This window comes from Komagataeibacter melaceti (assembly GCF_003403295.1).
In the GTDB taxonomy this organism is placed as follows: Bacteria; Pseudomonadota; Alphaproteobacteria; order Acetobacterales; family Acetobacteraceae; genus Komagataeibacter; species Komagataeibacter melaceti.
Genome location: NZ_QUWV01000094.1, coordinates 1 through 22351, shown reverse-complemented (window position 1 = coordinate 22351; position 22351 = coordinate 1). Strand labels below are relative to the sequence as shown.

The 22351-nt window shown below is 66.5% G+C and carries 14 protein-coding genes and 1 pseudogene; 2 read left to right on the top strand and 13 right to left on the bottom strand.

Annotation, left to right across the window (positions count from 1 at the left end):
• Positions 1–28 precede the first annotated feature (28 nt).
• The 4 genes from DY926_RS11250 to DY926_RS11235 form a co-directional block, all read right to left on the bottom strand.
• Positions 29–769 (bottom strand): glycosyltransferase family 25 protein, encoded by a 741-nt coding sequence (locus tag DY926_RS11250; RefSeq protein ID WP_116703457.1) that lies wholly within the window; start codon positions 767–769, stop codon positions 29–31.
• Between the two features lie 81 nt (positions 770–850).
• Positions 851–2329 carry a D-glycero-beta-D-manno-heptose-7-phosphate kinase gene (gene rfaE1 / locus DY926_RS11245; RefSeq protein WP_116703456.1) on the bottom strand — a complete coding sequence of 493 codons (1479 nt, stop codon included), beginning with the start codon at positions 2327–2329 and terminating at the stop codon, positions 851–853.
• A 22-nt stretch (positions 2330–2351) separates the two neighbouring features.
• Positions 2352–2855, bottom strand: coding sequence for a D-glycero-alpha-D-manno-heptose-1,7-bisphosphate 7-phosphatase (locus DY926_RS11240; RefSeq protein WP_116703455.1), 504 nt, complete (start codon positions 2853–2855; stop codon positions 2352–2354).
• 175 nt (positions 2856–3030) lie between these two features.
• Positions 3031–3261: a hypothetical protein gene (locus DY926_RS11235; RefSeq protein WP_241503173.1), complete on the bottom strand. Its 231-nt coding sequence runs from the start codon at positions 3259–3261 to the stop codon at positions 3031–3033.
• A 391-nt stretch (positions 3262–3652) separates the two neighbouring features.
• Here DY926_RS11235 and DY926_RS11230 point away from each other — a divergent pair, with 391 nt between their 5' ends.
• Positions 3653–3982: a hypothetical protein gene (locus tag DY926_RS11230; protein WP_116703453.1), complete on the top strand. Its 330-nt coding sequence runs from the start codon at positions 3653–3655 to the stop codon at positions 3980–3982.
• 12 nt (positions 3983–3994) lie between these two features.
• Here DY926_RS11230 and treY read toward each other — a convergent pair whose 3' ends face one another.
• The 9 genes from treY to DY926_RS11180 all read right to left on the bottom strand — a co-directional run bounded on the left by treY (position 3995) and on the right by DY926_RS11180 (position 21941).
• Positions 3995–6748, bottom strand: a complete 2754-nt coding sequence (gene treY, locus DY926_RS11225) for a malto-oligosyltrehalose synthase (protein WP_116703461.1) — start codon at positions 6746–6748, stop codon at positions 3995–3997.
• On the bottom strand, positions 6741–8798 hold the full coding sequence (gene malQ / locus DY926_RS11220; protein WP_116703452.1) for a 4-alpha-glucanotransferase: 2058 nt from the start codon (positions 8796–8798) through the stop codon (positions 6741–6743). The genes treY and malQ overlap by 8 nt, the downstream gene beginning before the upstream one ends.
• Positions 8791–10575, bottom strand: coding sequence for a malto-oligosyltrehalose trehalohydrolase (gene treZ, locus DY926_RS11215; RefSeq protein WP_116703451.1), 1785 nt, complete (start codon positions 10573–10575; stop codon positions 8791–8793). Before treZ ends, malQ begins: the two co-directional genes overlap by 8 nt.
• Positions 10572–12710 (bottom strand): glycogen debranching protein GlgX, encoded by a 2139-nt coding sequence (glgX, locus tag DY926_RS11210; protein ID WP_116703450.1) that lies wholly within the window; start codon positions 12708–12710, stop codon positions 10572–10574. Before glgX ends, treZ begins: the two co-directional genes overlap by 4 nt.
• Complete coding sequence (gene glgB, locus DY926_RS11205; RefSeq protein ID WP_116703449.1) at positions 12707–14926, bottom strand: 1,4-alpha-glucan branching protein GlgB; 2220 nt, start codon at positions 14924–14926, stop codon at positions 12707–12709. The genes glgX and glgB overlap by 4 nt, the downstream gene beginning before the upstream one ends.
• A 75-nt stretch (positions 14927–15001) precedes the next feature.
• A complete protein-coding gene (glgA, locus tag DY926_RS11200; RefSeq protein ID WP_116703448.1) occupies positions 15002–16627 on the bottom strand; it encodes a glycogen synthase GlgA in 1626 nt (541 codons plus the stop codon).
• Between the two features lie 221 nt (positions 16628–16848).
• Positions 16849–19368: an alpha-glucan family phosphorylase gene (glgP, locus tag DY926_RS11195; RefSeq protein ID WP_196778578.1), complete on the bottom strand. Its 2520-nt coding sequence runs from the start codon at positions 19366–19368 to the stop codon at positions 16849–16851.
• A 511-nt stretch (positions 19369–19879) separates the two neighbouring features.
• Positions 19880–20917: an adenosine deaminase gene (gene add, locus DY926_RS11190; RefSeq protein ID WP_116703446.1), complete on the bottom strand. Its 1038-nt coding sequence runs from the start codon at positions 20915–20917 to the stop codon at positions 19880–19882.
• A gap of 322 nt (positions 20918–21239) precedes the next feature.
• On the bottom strand, positions 21240–21941 hold the full coding sequence (locus DY926_RS11180; protein ID WP_116703444.1) for a YfdX family protein: 702 nt from the start codon (positions 21939–21941) through the stop codon (positions 21240–21242).
• A 183-nt stretch (positions 21942–22124) separates the two neighbouring features.
• Between DY926_RS11180 and DY926_RS11175 the strand changes: the two are divergent.
• Positions 22125–22351 (top strand): annotated as a pseudogene (locus DY926_RS11175) (VOC family protein); the annotation flags it as partial.

Below are 22351 nucleotides of genomic sequence, written 5' to 3'. Positions count from 1 at the left end.
AGAGCGGGGATTGTGGTCCCCTTACCTTTCAATGATAGAAATCAGCGGCGTTCCATATCGTGGACAGGGATTTGTCATTTTCGGACGCACAGATGGGCGGCACGCAGCAATAGGCATCCATTTCCTTATATGCCGCGCACAGGAAGTTATCCAGACTGCCATTTTGGTACTGGCCGCCCATGATCCTTACCGCCAGGTCCATCCTGCGGATGGGAATGATGCCCTCGATCAGCCGGGCCGCGCCGCGTGGGGATATGGCGTAACCACACAGCCCCAGCGCCTCGCGCAGTTTCAGGGGCTGGCTGGTGATGGTGGTGCTGGAAAAGCGGTTGATGTTTTCCATGAACTTGTTGTTGTTGGGAATGAATATCCCTTCCAGCATGGAGGGGATCATTTCCATGTACAACGGAACATCCGTATTGTAGCCCAGCAGTATGATTTCCCATGTATCAGGAACATTGCTTAATATGTTCTGGTACTGCTCTTCAAAATTCCTGCACAGTATGGCGTCATCTTCGAATATGCACGCGCTCCGGCCGCTTTCCATCACGCCGTTCCACAATGAGATATGTGACAGCGCGTTGCCTATTGCGGAATCGCGGTAAGTACAGTCTTCGCTAATGATGCCGCGGGCCAGCAGGTCATTGCGGTCGATGGTGGTGCCATCTATGGCGCTGAACCTTTTCAGGCCGCTGACATGGGCGTTGTTCTTCAGGAAAAGCGCCCGTCTTTCCTCATCCCTGTCCCGGTTTATATATAAAAAGACCATTCAGTAATCCGATCAGGATGCCCTGTATATCCGGATATGCCGGGTTGCGTTCTACTGTACGGAACCCGGCATATGTATTATCTAGCCTGAAAATACGGCCTTGCTCTTGTCATGCACATGACCGGGCGCATGGCCCTGTGCCTTCTTGACGAGGGAGGATGTCGAACGTCCCTCCAGAATATCGACAAGGGCGACGCGGCCGCCGTACTGCTTTACAAAGTCGCCGCCAACCACCTGGTCTTCGGTGTAGTCAGCGCCCTTGACCACGACATTGGGGCGCAGCGCCTTGATGGTTTCAAGCGGCGTGTCCTCGTCAAACAGCACGACAAGGTCAACATCACGCAGTGCGCCGATAACCGTGGCGCGCGCGATTTCGTCCTGTATCGGGCGGCTTTCACCCTTGAGCCGCTTGACGGAACTGTCCGTGTTCAGGGCGACGATCAGCTTGTCCCCTTCCTTTGCGGCAGCGCGGATCAGGCCGATGTGGCCGGGGTGGATCAGGTCGAAACAGCCATTGGTAAAGACCACCTGCGCACCGTGCTGGCGCCAGTTGCGGACGATTTCCTTCGCCTCGTCAATGGTGGCGAGCATGCCCGCATCACTCATCTCGCTGCGCAGTTCGCGGCTCAGTTCCTCACGCGTGACGGTAGCGGTGCCGAGCTTGCTGACCGAGACGGCAGCGGCGGCAGCCGCCAGCACGACCGCCGTTTCCAGCATTTCCCCGGCCGACAGGACGCTTGCCACCGTGGCCAGCACCGTGTCGCCCGCGCCCGATACGTCGCACACTTCGGAGCGGCGGGCCACGGCGTGCAGGGTTTCCCCATCGCGCTGCCACAGCGTCATGCCCGCTTCGGAACGGGTCAGCAGCACATCGCCGCCAAACTGTTCCGATGCGGTCCGCGCCGCGATGTCGATTTCCGTTTCGGTATTGAGCGGCAGCCCCGTCGCCGCTGTCATTTCCGTGCGGTTGGGGGTGATGAGTGTCGCGCCGCGATAGGCCTCAAACGTCTTGCGCTTGGGGTCAACGATAACGGGAATACCCTTTTTCCGCGCGGCGGCAATCATGGTGGACAGCACCTTGTCCGACAGCACGCCCTTGGCGTAGTCGGAGCAGACCAGCACATCGGCCTCGGCCAGCGCGGCAAGGCCGGCGGCAATCAGGCGATCGGGCGTATCGGCGGAAAGCGTGCCCACGCATTCCTCGTCAATGCGCATGATCTGCTGCTGGCCGCTCAGGATGCGGGTCTTGGTAATGGTGGTCCATGCCGGGTCTTTTACCAGCCCGCGCAGGCTCACGTTCTTCCATGGGGCCATGACCTCATGCAGCGTATTGGCCGCGCGGTCGGTGCCGACAACGCCCACCAGGTTGACCTTGCACCCCAATGCCGCGGCATTGGCGGCGACATTCGCGGCCCCACCCGGCACGGCCTGGCGGTGGGAGTGCAGGAGAACCGGGACCGGTGCCTCGGGTGAGATGCGGTTGACCGACCCGAACACGTACTGATCGAGCAGGACATCCCCAATGATACACAGACAGCCGAAATTGAAGTTTTCAATCATCCAGATTTACACAGCCAGTTATTCAGGAAGAGGAAAGTAGTGGTTTTATGAAAGCATCCAGGCGGGGTCCGGTAAAGAGATATCCCGGCATGCCAGCCGCCTGCGCGGCCTGCACGTCCGTCTGCCGGTCACCGACCAGAAAGGAGTTGCCCCTGTCAATATCAAGGTCCCTGATTGCACGTTCGATCATGCCCGGCCGCGGCTTGCGGTCGGGGTGGTCCTGCCGGTAACGCGCGATTGTGGCTTCAGGATGGTAGGGGCACAGGTAAAACGCATCAATGCGTGCATTCCATTCGCGCAGCCGGTCCTGGATATGGTTGTTGAAGGCGTGGGCCTGCTCTTCCCCATACAGCCCGCGCGCGATGCCGGACTGGTTGGTGACGACAACGGCCAGCCTGCCGCTTGCATTGATGCTGGCAATGGCCTCGGGCGCGCCTGCAATGAATTCGAGTTCTTCTATCCGATGGGGATAACCTGTATCGACATTGATGACACCGTCACGATCAAGAAAAACTGCTGGCTTCATTACACTCAAAATCTCAGATGAACCGGGTACGCGGGCTTCGCGGCATGGAAAGTGGCAGATATGCGCCTGTAATACCAGTGTCTGCCGTCATAACATCCAATGTCAATGCAGGGCGTGAAAAACATGTCCGTGGCGGGCGGGGCAGGACGCGCATGCCCTGCCCCGCGCCGTTTGCCTACGGGTGCCTGCCGTCGCGTGCGACAGTCATGGCGTGCGCGGCCAGGAAACGGAACTGTGCCTGTTCTTCGGGAAAGGCGGGAATACCATGCAGCGCGTGGGATGATTTGTGGTAACGCTGCAGGCTGCCCGCCCGCCGCCATGGGCGGTCGGGGTGCTGTTTGCTCCACAGGCTCATGGCCCGCAGTTCGAGTTCGTGGTTGTTTTCGGCCTGATCTGACTGCGTCATGTCCATCTCCCCTTACATCCGTTATGGGCGTTGGAACGGTCACGAGATCTGTAGTCGCGCAGGTAAGGACGGTGCGCCCCTGTAACGTGCCCCTGCGTATGGCACAGGCGGTAACGCGGCATGATGGCATGGGTTGCGCCATGGTGGATGTGTCAATTCGTGACAGTACGGGCATGATCCATGACCACATGGTAAGCGGCCATGGTTACTGAATGGTTTACATGGAAAATACGGCCCGCAACCGCCACGGCAGGCCTGCACGCTGTTGCGCGTGGGGTATTGGCACAATGTTGCGTGAATACTTGCATGTGGGCCGCACCGCGCGCACGGACATAGTTGGGCCATATATTCACAATATGAATAGATTCCTGACAGATAAAGAGAAGCCTATATGTCCCGGAAAGCATCCCTCGCGCTGGCGGTCATGCTCGCGGCCCTGTGCAGCGTCACGGCCGCGCAGGCCCGCACGCACCGCATCAACCTCATGATAGCCGCCCACCACCTTGATTACCGGCAGCGTGTCGGCTCGCCCTACGGGGTTACGACGGGCCACCACGCCGCCATATCGCAAAAGGGCGCGGCCTATGCCGGGATCGAGGCGAAGTGTGAGGGCCTGTCCGGCGGGCGCGCCTATGCCACGGGCATGAGCATCGGGATCACCCGCGCGTCGCACCGCAACATCTTCCGTGACTGCATGATCCAGAACGGGGCGTGGGAGTGACCACGCCCCCGTTCACGACCCGGCCCCCGCATCCGCATCCCGCACCAGGCAGATGAGCGGGATATGACCGTGTTCAAGCGGCATGGTGGCCTGCCGTGGCACCTCCCCCAGCAGGCTGTGCCACTGGCCCGTATGCTGGGGCAGGTGCAGGGCCAGGTCCATCTCGCGCCCCACCGCCAGCGTGTCGGCATCGGGCTGCATGCCCAGCGGCAGGCGCGGGGCCACCACCAGCAGGCTCATGCCCGCATGGCGGCGCAGGAAGGCGATGGCGTGGTTCTGGTCGGGGCCGGTAATGGTGACGGGCTCGTACGTGCCCCGTGCGAACAGGTCGGGATACTGCTGGCGGAATGACAGGATGCGGCGGATCATGTCCTGCTTGATGCGCCCGGTGCGCCATGTGGCCGCTGCCGTGTCGAAGCTGGAACACTGCTCCAGCAGGGCCGCGCGGTGGGTGTAATCCACGGGGGCGCGGTTGTCGGGGTCAACCAGGCTGAAATCCCACAGGTCGCAGCCCTGGTACATGTCCGGCACGCCCGGCGTGGTCAGGCGCAGCAGGGTCTGGGCCAGCCCGTTCAGCGCCCCGGCGGGTGCGATACGCGCCACGAGGCCCTCAAGCCGGGGCAGGAAGCCGCCCGGCGTGTCCGGGTTGAGCAGGCGTTCGGTAAAGGCCGCGCAGGCATTTTCATAATCGGCGTTGGGGGTGATCCAGTCCGTATGGCGCTTGGCTTCCCGCAGGGCCTTGACCTGCCACGCCGCAATGCGGTGGTGAAAGCGCGCGCGCGCCGCCCGGCTGGCAAAGGGCTCCAGCGGCCATGCGCCCACCAGCGTCTGGTACAGCATCAGCTCATCAATCCGGTCCGGTCCGGCGGCGTTGCACGCGCCGTTGCGGGCGAACCAGTCCTGCACCAGTTCCTCCCACTCCCCGGCCATGCCACTCAGCACCGCAAGGCGCGCACGGGCGTCCTCGCCACGTTTGTGGTCATGCGTCGCGGTGGCCAGCATCGTGTCAGGGTGGTGGTCCAGCCGGTCGGCACAGCGCATGTGAAAGGCCGTGACCGACAGGGCCAGAACACCGGGGTCCGAGCCGACCTCGTTACGTGACAGCAGGCGGGCGTAGCGGTAGAAACCCGTATCCTCCAGTGATTTTGCAGCCAGTGGCGCGGTCAGGTGCTCGAACGCCTGCTGCGCCCGGCGCACGCTCACGCGCGGGGCATGTTCGGGGCGTGCGGCGAGCACGCGCGCCACCTGTTCAAGCGCCCTGCCCTGCTGGGGTGTCAGTGTCCGCATTGCTGCTGTCTTCGCGGCGTTGAGGGCCGCCTGCCCGCTGGTATGGTCCTGCACCACCTCATCGCCAAAATAGGTGCGGTAGGGCCGGAACTGCGTGAGCAGGCCGGTCACCGCCGCCTCCATGTCCGCGGCCGGGCAGTTCACGCCGCGCCGGTGCAGCGCGGTGTCCAGCAGCGTGACAAGACGCCGGTATTCAGCGGGAAAGGTCTGTTCAAGCAACTGTACGCGCGCGCCGTGCACGATCACGTCCAGCGCGCGGGCATCGCGGCCGCACGCGGCCCACAGCCGGTCCAGCGCCGCACCGCCATCGGGGTCGTGCAGCACGGCACCGACCTGATCCATGAACTCGTAGCCCGTGGTGCCTTCCACCGGCCATGCGGCGGGCAGGCTCTCGGTGGGCAGGAGTATTTTCTCCACATGCACGCTGGCACCCTGCAACGCGCTGGCCGGACGGCGGGGGGCAAGCCGCGCAAGGCGTTCACGCAGGCGCTGGCAGTAGGCGGCAGGCGCGGCCAGCCCGTCGATATGGTCGATCCGCAGCCCGTCCACCAGCCCGCGCTGGTAGAGCGAGAGGACATAGTTATGCACGGCGTCGAACACGTTTTCACGTTCCACGCACAGGCTGACAAGGCCGGTAATGTCAAAAAAACGCCGCCAGTTGATCCGTGTCGCGGCGTCGCGCCACCATGCCAGCCGCCAGGGCTGGTGCGCCAGCAGCGCGCCCAGCCGGGTGCGGCCGGGCAGGTTCGTGCCGTCATGCAGGCTGGTGATGCGCGCCATGGCCGTATGGCCTTCATCGGTGGCGGCCCACTGGCGCAGCGCGGTCAGCGCCCTGTTCACCTCCGCGCCGGGGCGGGCGCGCATGGCCACGGTGGTCAGGCAGGCCAGCAGCGGCCCCGGCGCGCCCGCCGCCGCCAGCATGCCCGCATAACCTGCCGGGCATAGCGGGAAGCGGTGGTCATGGTGGTGGATGTGGAACAGGCCGCTCTGCCCGTCATGGTGCAGGCGCAGCATGCCCGCCGCCAGCGCGCCCGCCAGCGGGCGGTCAAGGAATGGCAGCACCACGCGCCCGTGCAGGTCGGGATCGGGGGTGTTCCAGTCAATATCGAACCACGTGGCGTAGGGCGAGGCCTGCCCCCATGCCAGCACGTCCATCCACCACGGGTTATGGAAATCGGCCGCCATGTGGTTGGGCACGATGTCCAGCACCAGCCCCATGCCATGGGCATGCAGCCGTGCGCTGAGGCGGGCCAGCGCCGCCTCCCCCCCCAGTGCGGGGTCGATCCGGTCATAGGCCACGGTGTCGTAGCCGTGGGTGGAGCCGGGGCGCGCGGCCAGCAGGGGCGAGGCATAGAGGTGGCTCACCCCCATGCGCGCGAACTGTGGCACCAGCTCGGCCGCGTCATCCAGCGTCATGCCGTTGCGGAACTGCACGCGCGCCAGTGCGCGCAGCACGGGTGGGACGGGCATGTCACGCATGGCCACGCCCCGTGCGCAGGCGGTTGACGCGGCGGCGCGCATCAGCGCCCGACAGCACGGTGGCCGCCATGCCGGGGTAGCGCCGCCGCCAGTTCGGGTGCCCGCCTGTCGTGCCGGGCAGGTTGGGCTGTTCGGGCAGGCCGAGCATGTCCTCCATGGGCACGACGGCCAGCGGGCAGGCCGTGCTGGCTACGAACCCCACCGCGCCATCCACCACGGGCCGCGCGCCAGCAGGCGTGGCGGGCGGCTTTTCGGGTGTTTTTTTTGCCCCTGACGCCACGTTCAGCGCCGACCACAGCGCCGTCCGGTCGGTCTCGCGCCCCGCGCGCACGCTGGCGGGGTCGGTGCCGGGGGCGAACTGGCCCAGTTTCTCGCGCCAGTCCAGATCCACCCCCTGCCACCACCCGGCCACCGTGGGCAGGTCGTGCGTGGTGGTGAAGGCGGCGGCATTGGCCGACCACGTGGCGGGCGGACGGAAAGCGCCCTGTGCCGTGCGCTCGAAAAACAGCACGTTCATGCCCAGTATGCCATGGCGCTGTGCCGCGCGGCGGAAGCCCGGCGTGACCGTGCCCAGATCCTCCCCGATCACGACGGCATGGGCGCGCTCGGCCTCCAGCGCGACAAGCGGCATGAGGTCCCGCACCGGAAAGGAGAGGTACGCCCCTTCCGCCGAGGAACCACCCTGCGGGATCACCCACAGCCGCTCCATCGCCATTACGTGGTCAATCCGCAGCCCGCCCCCGTGCGCGAAGCCCGCGCGCAGGGTCTCGATGAAGGCGCGGTAGCCCGTGGCCCGCAGCCCGGCGGGGGAAAACGTGGTCAGCCCCCAGTCCTGCCCCAGCGGGCTGAGCGCGTCGGGTGGCGCGCCGATGGATGCGCCGACAAGGAATTCCTGCTGCCGTGCCCAGCATTCGCTGCCGGTGGGGTCGATGCCGACCGCCATGTCGGCAATGACGCCAATGCGCATGCCCGCCGCGCGCGCCGCGTTGGCGGCCACTGCCAGGCTTTTGGCCGCCAGCCACTGGGTGAAGATGTGGAAATTCACCTCCTGCGCGAATTCGGCGGCAAAGCGCGCCACCTCCGGGCTGGCGGGCTGGCGCATGGCCACCGGCCAGTGCCGCCAGTCCCCGCCGCGCGCGCCACGGGTGGTGAAATAGCCGTGCAGCGTTTCGAATATGGCGTGCTGCTCCAGCGCCGTGCCGCCTGCCTTGCGAAAGGCGGCCAGTTCCGCCGGCGGGTGCGGCACGATGCGCTCATCATGCAGCCGCCGCAGGAGCTGGTAGCGCCGTGCCGTGGCTTCGGGCCAGTCGATCAGGGGGGCATCCTCGAGTTTACGCAGTGCCTCGACATGGGCGGGGCCGTTCTTCTGCATGGCGGCATGGACCGTGGCGGTGTCGAACACGGCCAGCGGGTCGGCCAGCAATACGTTGAGGAACAGCCGTGACGAAGGCGAATACGGGCTGTACTGCCCCGGGCGCGCGGCGAACATGGCATGGGCGGGGCTTATGGCCAGCGCGTCCGCCCCGCGCCGCGCGGCCAGCCGTGACAGCGTGGCCACCGCGCCGAAATGGCCGATCCCGCCATCACCGGGCATGCGCAGCCCGTATGTCTGCACCCCCAGCGCCCAGGGGCGTCCGCCCTCCCCGTCCACAAGGCTGCTCAGGGGCGGGCATGACGCGGGGGCCACGGCCAGCGTGGTGGCCTGCGCCCCGATTTCCAGCCGGTGGTAGCCATGCACCCGCAGCGCGGGCAGCGCGGTGCGGCCACGGAACTGCCGCAGCGCGCCCTCCATCGTCTCACCATTTTCCAGTGTCAGGCGGAATGTCGTGGCCGCCTCCCCCGGTGGCAGGGACAGCGGCGTGGGCCTGCCCGCCACGCTCACGACCATGGCGGGCAGGCCCGTATCCGTGGGCTGGCCATGGCTTTCAACCACCGCCAGCAGGCGGCGCAGGCTCTCGGGCGAGACGGCGCGCATCCGCCCCCCGGCATCGCGCCAGCGCAGGCACAGCCCGGCGTTGCGCGCGCGTTCGGTTTCGTTGGGGTTATTCATTTCGCGCCTCGATCAGGCAGGCCACGACGGACCGGGGGGGCACGGCGGTCAGGAACGGGGCGGCCGCGTGGGGCATGGTGGCGTACAGGCACCGCCCCCCCATCACACCGGGCAGGCTGGCGCTGCGTTCGCCCAGGTTGAGGGCGATCCGCAGCACCGCGCCATCGCCCATGCGCCATTGCGCCATGACCGCGCCATGGCCGATGACCGTCGCCCCCATGGCGCGCGCGCCGGGTATGCGGGGCATGATCTCCCTGTGGCGTATGGCCAGAAGCGCCTGCACCAGCGCGCGCCATGAGCGGTGTTCGGGGCCGTCGGGTTCATCGGCATCGGGGCGGGAGGCGGCGAAGGTCTGCGGTGCGTTGGGGTCGGGGATGGTGTGGCGCGCGGCTTCGGATGCAAAATGTGAAAACCCGGCGAATTCCCGCCGCCGCCCCTCACGCACGATGCGGCCGAGTTCGGGCGTGTGGCTGGTGAAGAACAGGAAGGGCTGGCGTGATCCCCAGTCCTCGCCCATGAACAGTAGCGGGATCTGCGGGCACAGCAGCACCAGCCCGTAGGCCGCGCGCAGCGCCTGTGGCTGGGCCAGCGTGGTCAGCCGCTCCCCCAGCGCGCGGTTGCCGATCTGGTCATGGTTTTGCAGGAAGATGATGAAGCGCGCGGGCGGCAGGTCGGCGCTGGGGCTGCCACGGGGCGTGTGCGTTACGGGCGAGACCTCGCCCTGGAAGGCGAAGCCTTCGGCCAGCACCCGGGCCAGCGCGCCGGTGGGGTCGGGGGTGAAGTTGGCGTAATAGCCTTCCTCCTCCCCCGTCAGCAGCACGTGCAGGGCGTTGTGGGCGTCGTCATTCCACTGCGCGGTGTAGCCCGCGCGCAGCAGGCCAGCATCGTTATTCTCGTTCTCCAGTATCAGGTGGACATGCCGCCCGCGTTCGACATGGGCGTGGATGCGCGCGGGCAGGCGCTGGAGCCATGCGCGCTCGGTAATGGCCTGCACCGCGTCGAGCCGCAGCCCGTCAAAGCGGAATTCCATGAGCCAGTACAGCGCATTATCGACAAAGAACGTGTCAACCGCCGCCTGCCGGAAATCAATCGCCGCCCCCCACGGGGTCTGCCTGTCGGCGCGGAAGAAGGGGGCCGCGTAAACCGGCAGGTAATTCCCGTCCGGGCCGAAATGGTTGTACACCACGTCCAGCAGCACCATGAGGCCGAGGCCATGCGCACGGTCAACCAGCGCCTTGAGCGCATCCGGCGGGCCATAGGCGGATTCCGGGGCATAGGGCAGCACCCCGTCATAGCCCCAGTTGCGCCCGCCCGGTATTTCCGCAAGCGGCATGAGTTCAATGGCCGTGAACCCGTTGGCCGCAATGCGCGGCAGGTCGGCCATGACCCCGGCATAGCCGCCCATTATGCCCACATGCACCTCGTATATCACGGCCTCGTGCCACGGGCGGCCGCGCCATGTGTCGTGCTGCCATGTATAGCTGGCGGGGTCCGTCACCTCGCTGGGGCCATGCACGTCATCGGGCTGGTGGCATGATGCGGGGTCCGGCACCGCAAGGTCGGGGGCCACGCGGTAGCGGTAGCGCGTGCCCGCCGCGCAGGGCAGCACGCAGGCGAACCACCCCGCGCCCTGCGGTTCCATGGGGGCGGGCGGCAGGCCCTCGGCCTCCACCGTCACCGCCTGACATGACGGGGCCCACAGGCTGAAGCGGGTATGCGCCCCGTCTGGCAGCAGCATGGCGCCCGCCTGGCGCGCGCGGTAGGCGTGGTGGCTCATGCCTCCCCCTCCTCCCCGGCGGTGGTGGCGGGGGCATGGGGGGTGAGCGAGAGCAGGAGCAGCCCGCGCGCGGGCACCACGATGTCGCATGTGTCTTCATCCAGCACGGCCTGCGGCTCTTCGGGGCGGGTTGTGTCCACCAGCAGCGTCCACCGCCCCGCCGGGCCGGGCAGGACGGCGGTGATCGGCCCGCCACTGGCGTTGAGCAGCATGTAGGTCACGTCCACCTCCCCGCCCGGCAGGCCGCAGGCCCGGCGCACCCCCAGCAGGTGGAACGCGCCATCGTTCCACTGTTCCATGCCCATGGGCGTGCCGTCGCGGCGGAACCAGCCTATGTCGGGCACATCGGGCAGCGGGTGGTGCCGGCCGTGCATGTAACGCGCCGCCCGCAGCGATGGATGCGCGCGCCGCAATGCGGCAAGGCGGCCGACAAAGGCGCTCAGGACCCGGCCATCGGGCGTTTCCGCGCGGCTCCAGTCCAGCCATGATGTGGGGTTGTCCTGACAGTAGGCGTTGTTGTTGCCGCCCTGCGTCTGGCCGAACTCATCGCCTGCCAGCAGCATCGGCGTTCCGTGTGCGAACAGCAGCGTGGCCAGCATCGCGCGCTGCACGCACCCGCGCAGCGCCAGTATGGCGGGGTCATCGGTTGGCCCCTCCACGCCCCAGTTGCTGCTGTAATTCTCGGCGTGCCCGTCCTGGCCGTTTTCGCCATTGGCCTCGTTATGCCGCCCGGCGTAGCTGACCACGTCTTCGAGCGTGAAGCCGTCATGCGCGGTCAGCATGTTGATGGAACTCCATGGCCTGCGCCCGCGCCGGTCCAGCATGTCGCCTGATCCCGCGATGCGCGTGGCCATCTCGCCCTGCTGCATGGCGTCCCCCCGCCAGAAGCGGCGCGCGGTGTCACGGAAGCGGTCGTTCCATTCGGCAAAGCCGGGCGGGAAATTGCCGAACTGGTAGCCCCCCGGTCCGGGGTCCCACGGTTCGGCAATGAGCTTGAGGCGCGAGAGGAGCGGGTCCTGTATGATCGCATCGAAAAACCCCGCCCCCTGGTCAAAGCCATAAGGTTCGCGCCCCAGCACGGGGGCAAGGTCGAAGCGGAAGCCGTCGATATGGTAGGAATCCGCCCAGTAACGCAGGGAATCCAGCACCATCTGCACTACGCGCGGGTGTGACAGGTTGAGCGTGTTGCCACAGCCGGTATCGTTTATCAGGTGGCGTTCGTTACCGGGCACGAGGCGGTAATAGGTGGCGTTGTCCAGCCCGCGCAGGGAGAGTGTCGGCCCCTGCTCACTGCCTTCGCAGGTGTGGTTGTACACCACGTCCATCACCACCTCTATCCCGCCCTGGTGCAGCCGGCGGATGGCGCTGCGCAGTTCGTGGTGCGAGCCATTGGCCATGTAGCCCGCATGCGGCACGAAAAAGGCCAGCGTGTTGTAGCCCCAGTAATTGGTCAGCCCCCGGTCGGCCAGGGCGCGCTCGGGCATGAACTGCTGGATGGGCATGAGCTCCAGCGTGGTCACGCCGGTCCGGTGCAGGTGCTCGATCATCTCGGGCGTGCCCAGCGCCTGGAACGTGCCCGAACGCGCCTGCCCCGCCAGCGTGCGCCGCATGGTCAGGCCCCTGACATGGGCTTCCATGATGACGGTCTCGTCCCACGGGATGGCGGGGCTGGTGTCATCGCCCCATTCGTAACTGTCATGCACCACCACGCAGCGCGGCATGGAGGGTGCGCTGTCACGCCGGTCGAACGACAGGTCGGCGCGTGGTGAATGCAGGCGGTAGCCGAACTGCGTGTCCGAATTTGTCAGCCTGCCGCTCAGTCCCCGGGCATAGGGGTCGAGCAGCAGCTTGTGCGGGTTGAAGCGGTGGCCGTTGAGGGGATCGTACGGCCCGAAGGCGCGGAAGGCGTAAAGCAGCCCCGGCTCGGCATCGGGCAGGTAGCCGTGCCAGACCTCATCGGTATATTCGGGCAGCGGCAGGCGCACGATCTCGCGCCGGTCGCGCGGGTCGAAAATGCACAGGTCGATCTGGTGCGCATTGGCGGAAAATACGGCAAAGTTGACCCCCAGCCCATCCCAGTGCGCGCCAAGCGGCGTGGGCAGGCCGGGGGAAAGCGCGGACGGAAAGCGCATCATGCCCCCTCCCGCACGGGGTGGAGGTACAGCGCCGCCAGTGGCGGCAGCGTCAGCGCGCAGGAATGGGGGTGGCCGTGCGCGGCCTCGTCCGTGGCCATGACATGCCCCCCGTTGCCCACCCCGCTGCCGCCATAGGCCGTGGCGTCGGAATTGAGACATTCACGCCACAGCCCCCCCACCGGCACGCCCACGCGGTAGTCGCGGCGGATGACGGGGGTCAGGTTGAACACGACCAGCACCGGCGCGTGCCCCGGCGCCATGCGCAGCCAGGCCAGCACGGTGTTGGTTGTGTCATCGCCGATCACCCATGCAAAGCCCTCCGGGTCGCAGTCGCGTGCATGGAGCGCGGGCAGCGCGCGGTAGAGGTGGTTGAGGTCGGATACAAGCTGGCGCACGCCCGCCTTGAGCGGGTCGGACAGGATGTGCCAGTCGATCTCGCCATCATGCGACCATTCGCCATCCTGCGCGAACTCGTTGCCCATGAAGATCAGCTTCTTGCCCGGATGCGCCCACATGAGCGCGAAGAACACCCGCATGCTGGCGTGGCGCTGCCAGACATCACCGGGCATGCGCGCCAGCAGCGAGCCCTTGCCGTGCGTGACCTCGTCATGTGACAGGCACAGGATGAACCGCTCGCTGAAGGCGTAGTACAGGCCGAACAGGATTTCGGACAGGTGATAGCCGCGCCATAGCGGGTCGCGCGCGATGAAGTTCAGGCTGTCATGCATCCAGCCCATGTTCCATTTGTACGAAAAACCAAGCCCGCCCTGCGCCACGCCCCGTGTCACGCCGGGCCATGCGGTTGATTCCTCCGCCACGGTCATGGCGCCGGGCACGAGGGCGTGGATGGTCTCGTTCAACTGACGCACGAAGGCCACGGCCTCCAGGTTTTCACGCCCGCCGTGGATGTTGGGTATCCACTCCCCTTCCCTGCGGCTGTAGTCACGGTAGAGCATGGAGGCCACGGCATCGACCCGCAGCCCATCGACATGGTACCGCTCAAGCCACATGAGCGCGCTGGCGATCAGGAAGCCGCGCACCTCATGGCGGCCGAAATTGTAGATCATGGTGTTCCAGTCACGGTGCACGCCCTCACGCGGGTCCTGGTGCTCGTACAGCGCGCAGCCGTCAAAACAGGCCAGCCCGTGCGCATCGTTGGGAAAATGCGCGGGCACCCAGTCCAGTATCACCCCGATCCCGGCCTGGTGGCAGGCATCGACAAAGGCCGCGAAATCCGCTGGCGTGCCATGCCGGGCCGAGGGCGCGAACAGCCCCAGCGGCTGGTACCCCCACGAGCCGCCAAACGGATATTCCATGACCGGCATCAGCTCGACATGCGTGAACCCGGCCTCACACACATACGGCACCAGTTCGCGCGCCAGTTCCCGCCATGACATGACGCGGCTGGCATCCCCGCCCGGCCGCCGCCATGAGGGGACGTGGACTTCGTATATGCTGATCGGCGCTTCAGGCGCCTGCCGCCCCGCCCGCGTTTCCATCCATGCCGCGTCCTGCCAGCCGAAGGGTTCGGCCGATGCAACGACCGAGGCCGTGGCGGGCGGGCGCTCGGCCAGCCGGGCAAAGGGGTCGGCGCGCTGGGGCAGGATGTGGCCGTCACGCGCCATGATCTCGAATTTGTAGCGCTCCCCCGGTCCCAGCCCCGGAATGAACAGCTCCCACACCCCCGCCGCGTGGCGCAGGCGCATGGGGTGGCGCCTGCCATCCCAGAAATTGAAATCCCCGATGACCGAGACCCGCCGCGCATTGGGCGCCCATACGGCAAAGCGCACGCCCGCCGTGCCCTCCACCACCATGGGCTGCGCGCCCATGACGCGGTCAAGCTGGTGGTGCCGCCCCTCGGAAAACAGGTACAGGTCCATATCGCCCAGCAGCAGGCCGAAGGAATAGGGATCGGCCGTTTCCTCCACCGCGTCGGCCCATGCGATCTTCAGGTGGTAGCGCGCGCCCGCGGGCACGGTGCCGATATGCAGCCCCGTGCCGCCCATGCGGCGCATCGGGCGTTCCACCGGCCTGCCGCGCGGGCGCTCGACCACCAGCCGCACGCCCGCCGCGTCATGGTACAGCACGCGGATGACATCCACCTTGCCCATGTTGTGCCGACCGAGGATGGAAAACGGGTCCGCGCTGCGTCCGTGCACAAGGTCATCGGTACCTTCGGGCAGAAAATAATGGGCTTCATCCAGCCTGATCCTCATGCCTTGGCCTTTATCGCTGGGTTTACGTGCTGGCGGGGTGGATGATGCGCCGTGGGCCATGGCCTGTGCTGTGGCCTAATGCGGCGCGGCCCGTGGCCATGACAGCCGGGGCGGCCTGCGGGCGATGTTGCGCCTGCGGCCCTCGCGCAGGGGGGTGCGGCGCTGGCGGCTGGCGGGCAGGCTGATCACGTTGGACGTGCTGGCATGCGCGGCCACGCCCAGCATGTCGGCAAACAGGGCGACGTACTGGGCGGCGTTCTCGTTCCATGACACATCGCACGCGGCCCCATTGGCCTGGAGCTGGCGCCATGCCGGGCGGTTGCGCCGGTAGAGCGCGCGCGCGCGGCCCACGGCGGCAAGCAGCGTGTCCGCCCCCACCGGGGAGAACAGGAAGCCCGTGGCCACCCGGTTGGCGATGGCGGCGGGGTTGGCGTCCACGATCGTATCGGCCAGCCCGCCCACGCGCGACGCCACGGGCACCGCGCCGTAATGCAGCGCGCCAAGCTGGGTCAGCCCGCACGGCTCGAAGCGCGAGGGGATGAGCAGGGCATCCGCCGCCGAGGGCACGCGGTGGCCCAGCGCCTCGCTATAACCGATATGGCATGCGAAACGCCCCGGATAGCGCCGGTGCAGGGCGGCGAGGCCGCGTTCGATCCCCCGGTCACCTTCCCCCACCACGATCACCTGCGTATTGCCCGCCAGCAGGCGCTCCATGATGGCGGGCAGCAGGTCCATGCCCTTCTGTTCCGTCAGGCGGCTGACAATGCCGATCACGAAGGCATCGGGGTCGGGTGCCAGGGCGAATTCCGCCTGCAGCGCGCGCTTGTTGGGCGTGCGGCCCACGGTGTCGCCCACCATGTAGGGGAAGTGGACCGCCGGATCGCTGGCGGGGTTCCATATGTCGGTGCTGATCCCGTTCAGGATGCCCTCCAGCCGGTCGGCGCGCCGGCGCAGCAGGCCGTCCAGCCCCATGCCGCCCTCGGGCGTCTGGATTTCCTGCGCATAAGTGGCCGAGACGGTGGTGATGCGGTCGGCATGGTACAGCCCGGCCTTGAGGAAGCTGATCGCGCCGTAGCATTCGCACCCCTCCACCGAGAAGGCTTCGGGCGGCAGGCCGAAGCGTGCAAGGCACTCCGCCGGGAAACGCCCCTGAAAGGCGAGGTTGTGTATGGTCTGGATGACCGGCACGCGCGGCGCGTCCACCGCCCCCGCCCTGCGGTCATGGTGGATGTAGGCCGCCGTAAGCCCGGCCTGCCAGTCATGCGCCTGCACCAGGTCGGGGCGGTAATGTTCCACCCTGCCCTGCGCCATGTCGGCCGCCATGCGCGACAGGGCGGCAAAGCGGATGCCGTTATCGGGCCAGTCGCGCCCCTCCGCGCACAGATAGGGGTTGCCGGGGCGGTCGTACAGTTCGGGTATGTCCAGTATCAGCAGGTCCACACCGGCCACGTGGGCCGACCACAGCAGCGCATGGTGGCCCAGCACGCTGGCATGCGCGACCACGTGCCGCTCCCGCGCGGCGGCCATGACGGCGGGGTAGCCGGGCAGCAGGGTCGTGACATCCACCCCGTAACGGGCCAGCGCGGGCGGGAGGGAACCGGCCACATCGCCCAGCCCCCCTGTCTTGACGAAGGGGAACATCTCCGCCGTGACCGAAAGGAGCCGGACTGGTGTTGGGAATGGGGCAACCGCACGGACCATCGGCCTGTTTCCTTGGTTTGCGAAAAACCGGTCATGTTTTCTGGTTCTGGTGCAGTTAACGGGCCATTAACCGCATGGTCTCACAAACACGGTTATGTGATCGTCAGGTCATGGCCATTACTTCATGATTTATTCATATGGAACGGACTTGAAATAAAAACGGCCAGACCGTCATGGCCGTGACAAATAATTTCAGCAATTTATTATTTACGGGAAACGGATCATCCCCGCTCCAGCCACGTGATGTGCGCGGCTTCCAGCGGGATGGCGGCATCGGGGTGGCAGGGGATGACGCGCGGCGTGTAATCGGAAATCGGGCGCGTGGCCGGGATTTCCACGCTGCAGGTGATCTGCCCCTCCGCCCCTGCCGGGCCTGCGGCCATGGGGAAGATGGCGGGCGCGCCGTCGGGCTGGTCGGCATAGAGCTGCACCGCCACCATGTCGGGCGCCAGCGGGCCGGGGTGCATCTCAACCGTGACGCGCCACACATCCCCCGCCTGCGTGGCCTGCATCCGCCCCAGGCGCAGCGCGGGCCAGCCTGCATCCAGCTTCTGCTGCCACTGGCCTATGGCCGCCGCCTTCGCCCCGTTATCGGCCAGCCTTGCGCGATAGGCCGCGGCTGCCGGCAGGTAATAGCCCTGCGTATAGTCGCGCACCGTCCGGCTAGCGGAAAAGCGTGGCGTCAGGCGGGCCATGCTTTCGCGCATCATGGCCATCCACTGCTGGGGTATGCCCGCCGCATCGCGCTGGTAGAACAGGGGGATCACCGCGTTTTCCAGCGTGGCGTACAGGCTTTCGGCGTCCTGCGCGTCACGTTCGGGGCCGGTTGTGGTGGCCGTGTCATCGCCAATGGCCCAGCCGACATCGGGCGCGCAGGCTTCGGCCCACCAGCCGTCACGTTCCGATATGTTCAGCCCGCCATTCACCAGCACCTTCATGCCGCTGGTGCCGCAGGCCTCCCACGGGCGCAGGGGGGTGTTGACCCACAGGTCCACCCCCTCGACAAGCTGGCGGGCGATGGACATGTCATGATCCACCATGAACGTCACCCGCCCGTGCATGTCGGGGCGCTGGATGAAGGCGATCCACTGCGCGATCAGTGCCTGCCCCGCCGTATCCTGCGGGTGGGCCTTGCCCGCCACCACCAGTTGCACCGGGCGGTCGGCGCTGCACAGCAGGCGGGCCAGCCGGTCGGGGTCGTGCAGCAGCAGGTTGGGCCGCTTGTAAGTGGCGAAGCGCCGCGCGAACCCGATGGTCAGGATACCGGGGTCAAATCCCGGCGGCGGCAGGCACTGGGCGCGCCGTTCCCCATGGAAGCAGGCATGCGCCCTGTGGCTGGCGGTGATGAAGTCGATCAATGCCGCGCGCGACAGGCAGCGGCACCGCCACAGGTCGTGGCTGGAAAGGGTGCGGACGTCGCGCTCCACCGTATCATGCGTGCCGCGCCAGCGGTCCTTGCCCGTGGCGGTGGTCCAGAGCGCATCGGCGGCGGCGGAATCCCATGTGGGCATGTGCACGCCGTTGGTCACGTGGCCGACCGGCACCTGCACCTGTGGCCAGCGCGGGAAAAGCGGGTTGAACAGCGCGCGGCTGACCTGCCCGTGCAGGCGGCTCACGCCATTGACCGCGCCGCTTACGCGCATGGCGAGGTAGGCCATGTTGAACGGGGCTTCCGCATCCTGCGCGGGTGCGTTGCCCCGGCCCAGCGCCAGCACGTCGGCTATGTCGATATGCAGTTCACTGGCGGCGTAAAAGGATAGGTGGCTTGTAATCATGAGCGGCGTGAAGCGGTCGAACCCGGCAGGTACCGCCGTATGTGTGGTAAAGACCGTGCCCGCGCGCGCGATTGTCAATGCCTGCATGAAGGGGATGCCAAGGTCTTCCATCAACCCCCGCGCGCGTTCCAGCGCGGCGAAGGCAGCGTGCCCTTCGTTCAGGTGGCAGACATCGGGCCTGAGCCCCAGCATGCGCAGCAGCCGCCACCCGCCAATGCCCAGCACCAGTTCCTGGCGCAGCCGCAGTTCGGCATCGCCGCCGTAAAGCTGGGTGGTGATGCAGCGTATGTCGGCTGGGTTGTCGGGGTCGTTGGTGTCCAGCAGGTAAAGCGTGGTGCGCCCCACCGTGGCCTGCCACGCGCGCAGCCAGATCCGCCCGGTCGAGATCTGGAACGGCAGGCGCAGCCGGTCGCCGTTGCTGTCGGTCACGGGACGTAGCGGAAGCTGGGCGGGGTCGTTGATGGGGTAAAGGGCGACCTGCTGCCCCGTGGGGGTCAGCGCCTGGCGGAAATAGCCCTGCGCGTAAAGCAGCCCCACCGCCACCACCGGCACGCCGAGGTCACTGGCCGCCTTGAGCTGGTCGCCCGCCACGTTGCCCAGCCCCCCGGAATAGATGGGCAGGGCCTCGTCCAGCATGTATTCCATGCTGAAATAGGCAATGCAGGGCGGCGGGGTGAGCGTGCTGGCCTGCGTGAACCAGACGGGGCGCGTGCGGCTGGCGGCGTGGCTGCGCGAGAGTTCCGTCAGCAGGCCATGGAACGCGGGGGTGGCCAGCATTTCGCGCAGGTGGCTGCGCGGGGTGTTCTGCACCACGCTCCACGCATTGCGGGTGCTGTCCCATGTCTCGGGGGCCAGTTGCCGCCACAGCCTGTCGGTTGCGTGGTTCCATGTCCAGTGCAGGTCAAGCGCCAGGTCCATCAGGGCCTGTTCATCCGCCGTGGGGTCCGGACCTGCCGCAGGGGCCATGGACCATGTCCTTTCCATCTGGTCAGGCCGGATGCGGCCCGTGCCCATACCGCCAACTACGCGCGCGGCGCGGGGTGGTTGCGACGGGGGTGAAAGATTTCAGGATGTGGGGGCGTGGAATGTGGCGGGGTGCGCGTGGGCTGGCAGGCGGGAGCGGCCCCTGCGCCCGATCCTGTGGGCAAGGCTGCGGACCCATCTGGCGGAGTATGGGGCAGACTGGTTGGCCCTTGCGGCAGTCGGGAACGGGCGCGCAGACGGCCCGCCCCGCATCCGGCGGGAAACGGTGGCGGTCTGCGGGGTGATGAAGGCCGGATGTAATCAGAAAATCGGGCATGCCCGACTGGGGTGCCCCTGTCTGTAAACTGTTTGAAAATCCCCCGGAAACATGCCGCCGGTCAGGCGGGTGTTTCCGGCAAGGCTTTTTCAGGATGCTTCAGGTAACGCCGCCTTTTTGAAAAAAGGCGGCAGCCAAAAACTTTTTACTGTTTTCAGGCTGTTTCCTGCGGGTGGGTCATGCTGCGGGCAGCAGCCCTTCCTTGCGGGCAAAGTCATCAAGGCGGGCAAGGTAGGTCTGGCGTTCCGCCTCCCCTATCCATGCGGCGTTGAAGGCGTTGCGGCTGATGGTGACGACTTCCTGCGGTGTCAGGTTCGCGCCGTCACGCGCCAGCTTCAGCGCCTCGGTCATGTAAACGCTGTGCATGTAGCCCGGATCGTCCGAGTTGATGGTGATGGTCATTCCCGCATCAAGCAGCGCGCGGATGTCCTTTTCATTGCTGCCGGGGCGGATCACCATGTTCGGGAACGGGCAGACCGTAAACGGGATGTGCCGCTCACGCGCCTGCGCCACCAGTTCCGGCCTGTCCAGCACGTTCAGCCCGTGGTCCAGCCGCTCGCTGCCCACATCTTCCAGCGCCTGGCGGATGTGCTCATGCGTGTTTTCCTGGTCGATGTCACAATGCATGGTCACATGCAGCCCGGCCTCACGCGCGCGGCGGAACACATTGGCGAACTTGGCGGGCGGGTTGCCCTTCTCATCGGAATCAAGGCCCACGCCCACGATGTCCGAAAGATAGGGCAGCGCCTGCGTAAAGGTTTCCTCGGCCGATTCAGCGCTCATTTCACGGATGAAGCACATGACAAGCTGTGAGCGGATGCCGAAATCCCGCTCGGCATCCTTCCGCGCGCGGGTGATGCCGGTTATGACCGTCCCGAACGCAACGCCCCGGCGGGTGTGAAGCTGGGGGTCGAAGAACATTTCCGTATAAAGGACGTTCTGCGAGGCCACCTTTTTCAGGTAGGCGTAGCACAGGTCGTAAAAATCCTGCTCGGTCTGGAGCAGGTCCACGCCCTCGTAATACAGCGCCAGGAATGATGGCAGGTCGTGGAAGCTGTAACCGGCGCGGATCTCGTCTTCCGTCATGTTCTGGAGGGGGTGGCCGTTGCGCCGGGCGAGAATGATCTTCAGCGCGGGCTCGAGCGTGCCTTCCAGATGGACGTGAAGTTCGGCTTTTGGCAGTGCTTCCAGAAAAGTGTCGGAGGCGGGCGTCATGGTGCGAAAGCCTTTCTGCTCACGAAGTAAGGTCTCATCATACTACGGACGCGCCGGGAATGGAACGATACCAGAATTATTGCGGTCCATGACCAGAATTATTGTGGCCCATGGCCGGGCCGGGCGCGCGGCATGGAAACGCCCGGCCCGGTTCAGGGGTTGTTCCAGAAATTCAGGGTTGCGGCCCGGCAGGGCATTTTGTGGCTGAACTGGCCGCCCTGCCGCCGCGATGCCGCGGCACCGGGGCAGCAGGGACAATACATTCAGGCACGCAAGGATACGCCAGACCGCAACCGGGCTGCTTTTGAAACAGCCTTTTTCATTACTTGGACGCGGCGGGCTGCTGCGCGCCCGTGGCGGGGGGCATGGTCTCGACCACGTCGTCCGACACGAACATGATGCCATCAAGTGCCTGCTGCAGCGCGGCCGAGGCCTCCTTGGGGTTGCGGGCCTCGGTAAAGACGGTGGCGCGGTTGATCGCGCCCTGCGTCGGCTCCAGCGGCGCCAGCGCCAGGATGAAATCGGCATCCGCGCCCACCACCTGCAGCGTCTGCGCCGCCTGCGGGATCTGGCCGGACTTGAGCTGCGAGTTGGCGGTGGCGACGGCGGCCTTCTTTTCAGGCGCCAGCGTTTCGGTGCCGATCACCTCGCCGCCAACCGGAATCCATGTAACCGGCGTGGTCGAGGGGACATGCGTGGCCGGGGCCGGGTGCTGCGGGGCGGGGTGCAGGCTGGTTTCCGCCGCGATGAACTGCCCGTTCGCCTTGGCCGCGGCGGTCAGGCGCTTGGTGGCGTCGTACAGCGCGGGGATGGCGGCCTCGGTCTGGCCTGCGTCAAGCACCTGCTTGGCGTTCAGGATATCGGCCAGCGCGCGCTGCCCGTCGGCCGAGAGGTGGTTGAACGCGCGCGCGGCCTTGAACTTTTCCAGGTTCGTGTGCAGCGATGCCGCCTGCGCACCCAGCGGTGCGGCGGACAGGCCGGTCATGACGGCCAGGGAAGCTGCCAGTGAAGCGATAAAGCGCATGGTTTTCCTTCTGGTGAATATCAGGCGTGGGCCAGTCACGTTGCTGGCCCCGTAATGGAAGTGTTACAAAAAATTGCGCGGGTGGTCCATGCCTGCCGTTCCCATGGGCTGGCGGCCATGGTTGCCGGTGCCTGCGGGGTCATGCATGATCGCGTCCGATCACGACCGGGAGTGAAAAAGACCATGTTCAGCCACATTACCATCGGCGCGAACGACATCGCCGCGTCACGCAGGTTCTATGACAGCACGCTGGGCGCGCTGGGCATCAGGCCCGCCCAGACGGATGCGAAGGGACGGCTCATCTACGCCACCGATACCGGGCGGCTTATGGTGACAAAGCCGCTCAACGGCCAGCCCGCCACCGGGGCCAATGGGGGCACCATCGGCTTTGCCGCCAGTTCCGCCGCCGC

Bases quoted from the DNA above. Each gene is read 5' to 3' on its own strand.
- DY926_RS11250 (WP_116703457.1), bottom strand. From the start codon at position 769: ATGGTCTTTTTATATATAAACCGGGACAGGGATGAGGAAAGACGGGCG.
- rfaE1 (WP_116703456.1), bottom strand. From the start codon at position 2,329: ATGATTGAAAACTTCAATTTCGGCTGTCTGTGTATCATTGGGGATGTC.
- DY926_RS11240 (WP_116703455.1), bottom strand. From the start codon at position 2,855: ATGAAGCCAGCAGTTTTTCTTGATCGTGACGGTGTCATCAATGTCGAT.
- DY926_RS11235 (WP_241503173.1), bottom strand. From the start codon at position 3,261: ATGACGCAGTCAGATCAGGCCGAAAACAACCACGAACTCGAACTGCGG.
- DY926_RS11230 (WP_116703453.1), top strand. From the start codon at position 3,653: ATGTCCCGGAAAGCATCCCTCGCGCTGGCGGTCATGCTCGCGGCCCTG.
- treY (WP_116703461.1), bottom strand. From the start codon at position 6,748: ATGCGTGACATGCCCGTCCCACCCGTGCTGCGCGCACTGGCGCGCGTG.
- malQ (WP_116703452.1), bottom strand. From the start codon at position 8,798: ATGAATAACCCCAACGAAACCGAACGCGCGCGCAACGCCGGGCTGTGC.
- treZ (WP_116703451.1), bottom strand. From the start codon at position 10,575: ATGAGCCACCACGCCTACCGCGCGCGCCAGGCGGGCGCCATGCTGCTG.
- glgX (WP_116703450.1), bottom strand. From the start codon at position 12,710: ATGATGCGCTTTCCGTCCGCGCTTTCCCCCGGCCTGCCCACGCCGCTT.
- glgB (WP_116703449.1), bottom strand. From the start codon at position 14,926: ATGAGGATCAGGCTGGATGAAGCCCATTATTTTCTGCCCGAAGGTACC.
- glgA (WP_116703448.1), bottom strand. From the start codon at position 16,627: ATGGTCCGTGCGGTTGCCCCATTCCCAACACCAGTCCGGCTCCTTTCG.
- glgP (WP_196778578.1), bottom strand. From the start codon at position 19,368: ATGGCCCCTGCGGCAGGTCCGGACCCCACGGCGGATGAACAGGCCCTG.
- add (WP_116703446.1), bottom strand. From the start codon at position 20,917: ATGACGCCCGCCTCCGACACTTTTCTGGAAGCACTGCCAAAAGCCGAA.
- DY926_RS11180 (WP_116703444.1), bottom strand. From the start codon at position 21,941: ATGCGCTTTATCGCTTCACTGGCAGCTTCCCTGGCCGTCATGACCGGC.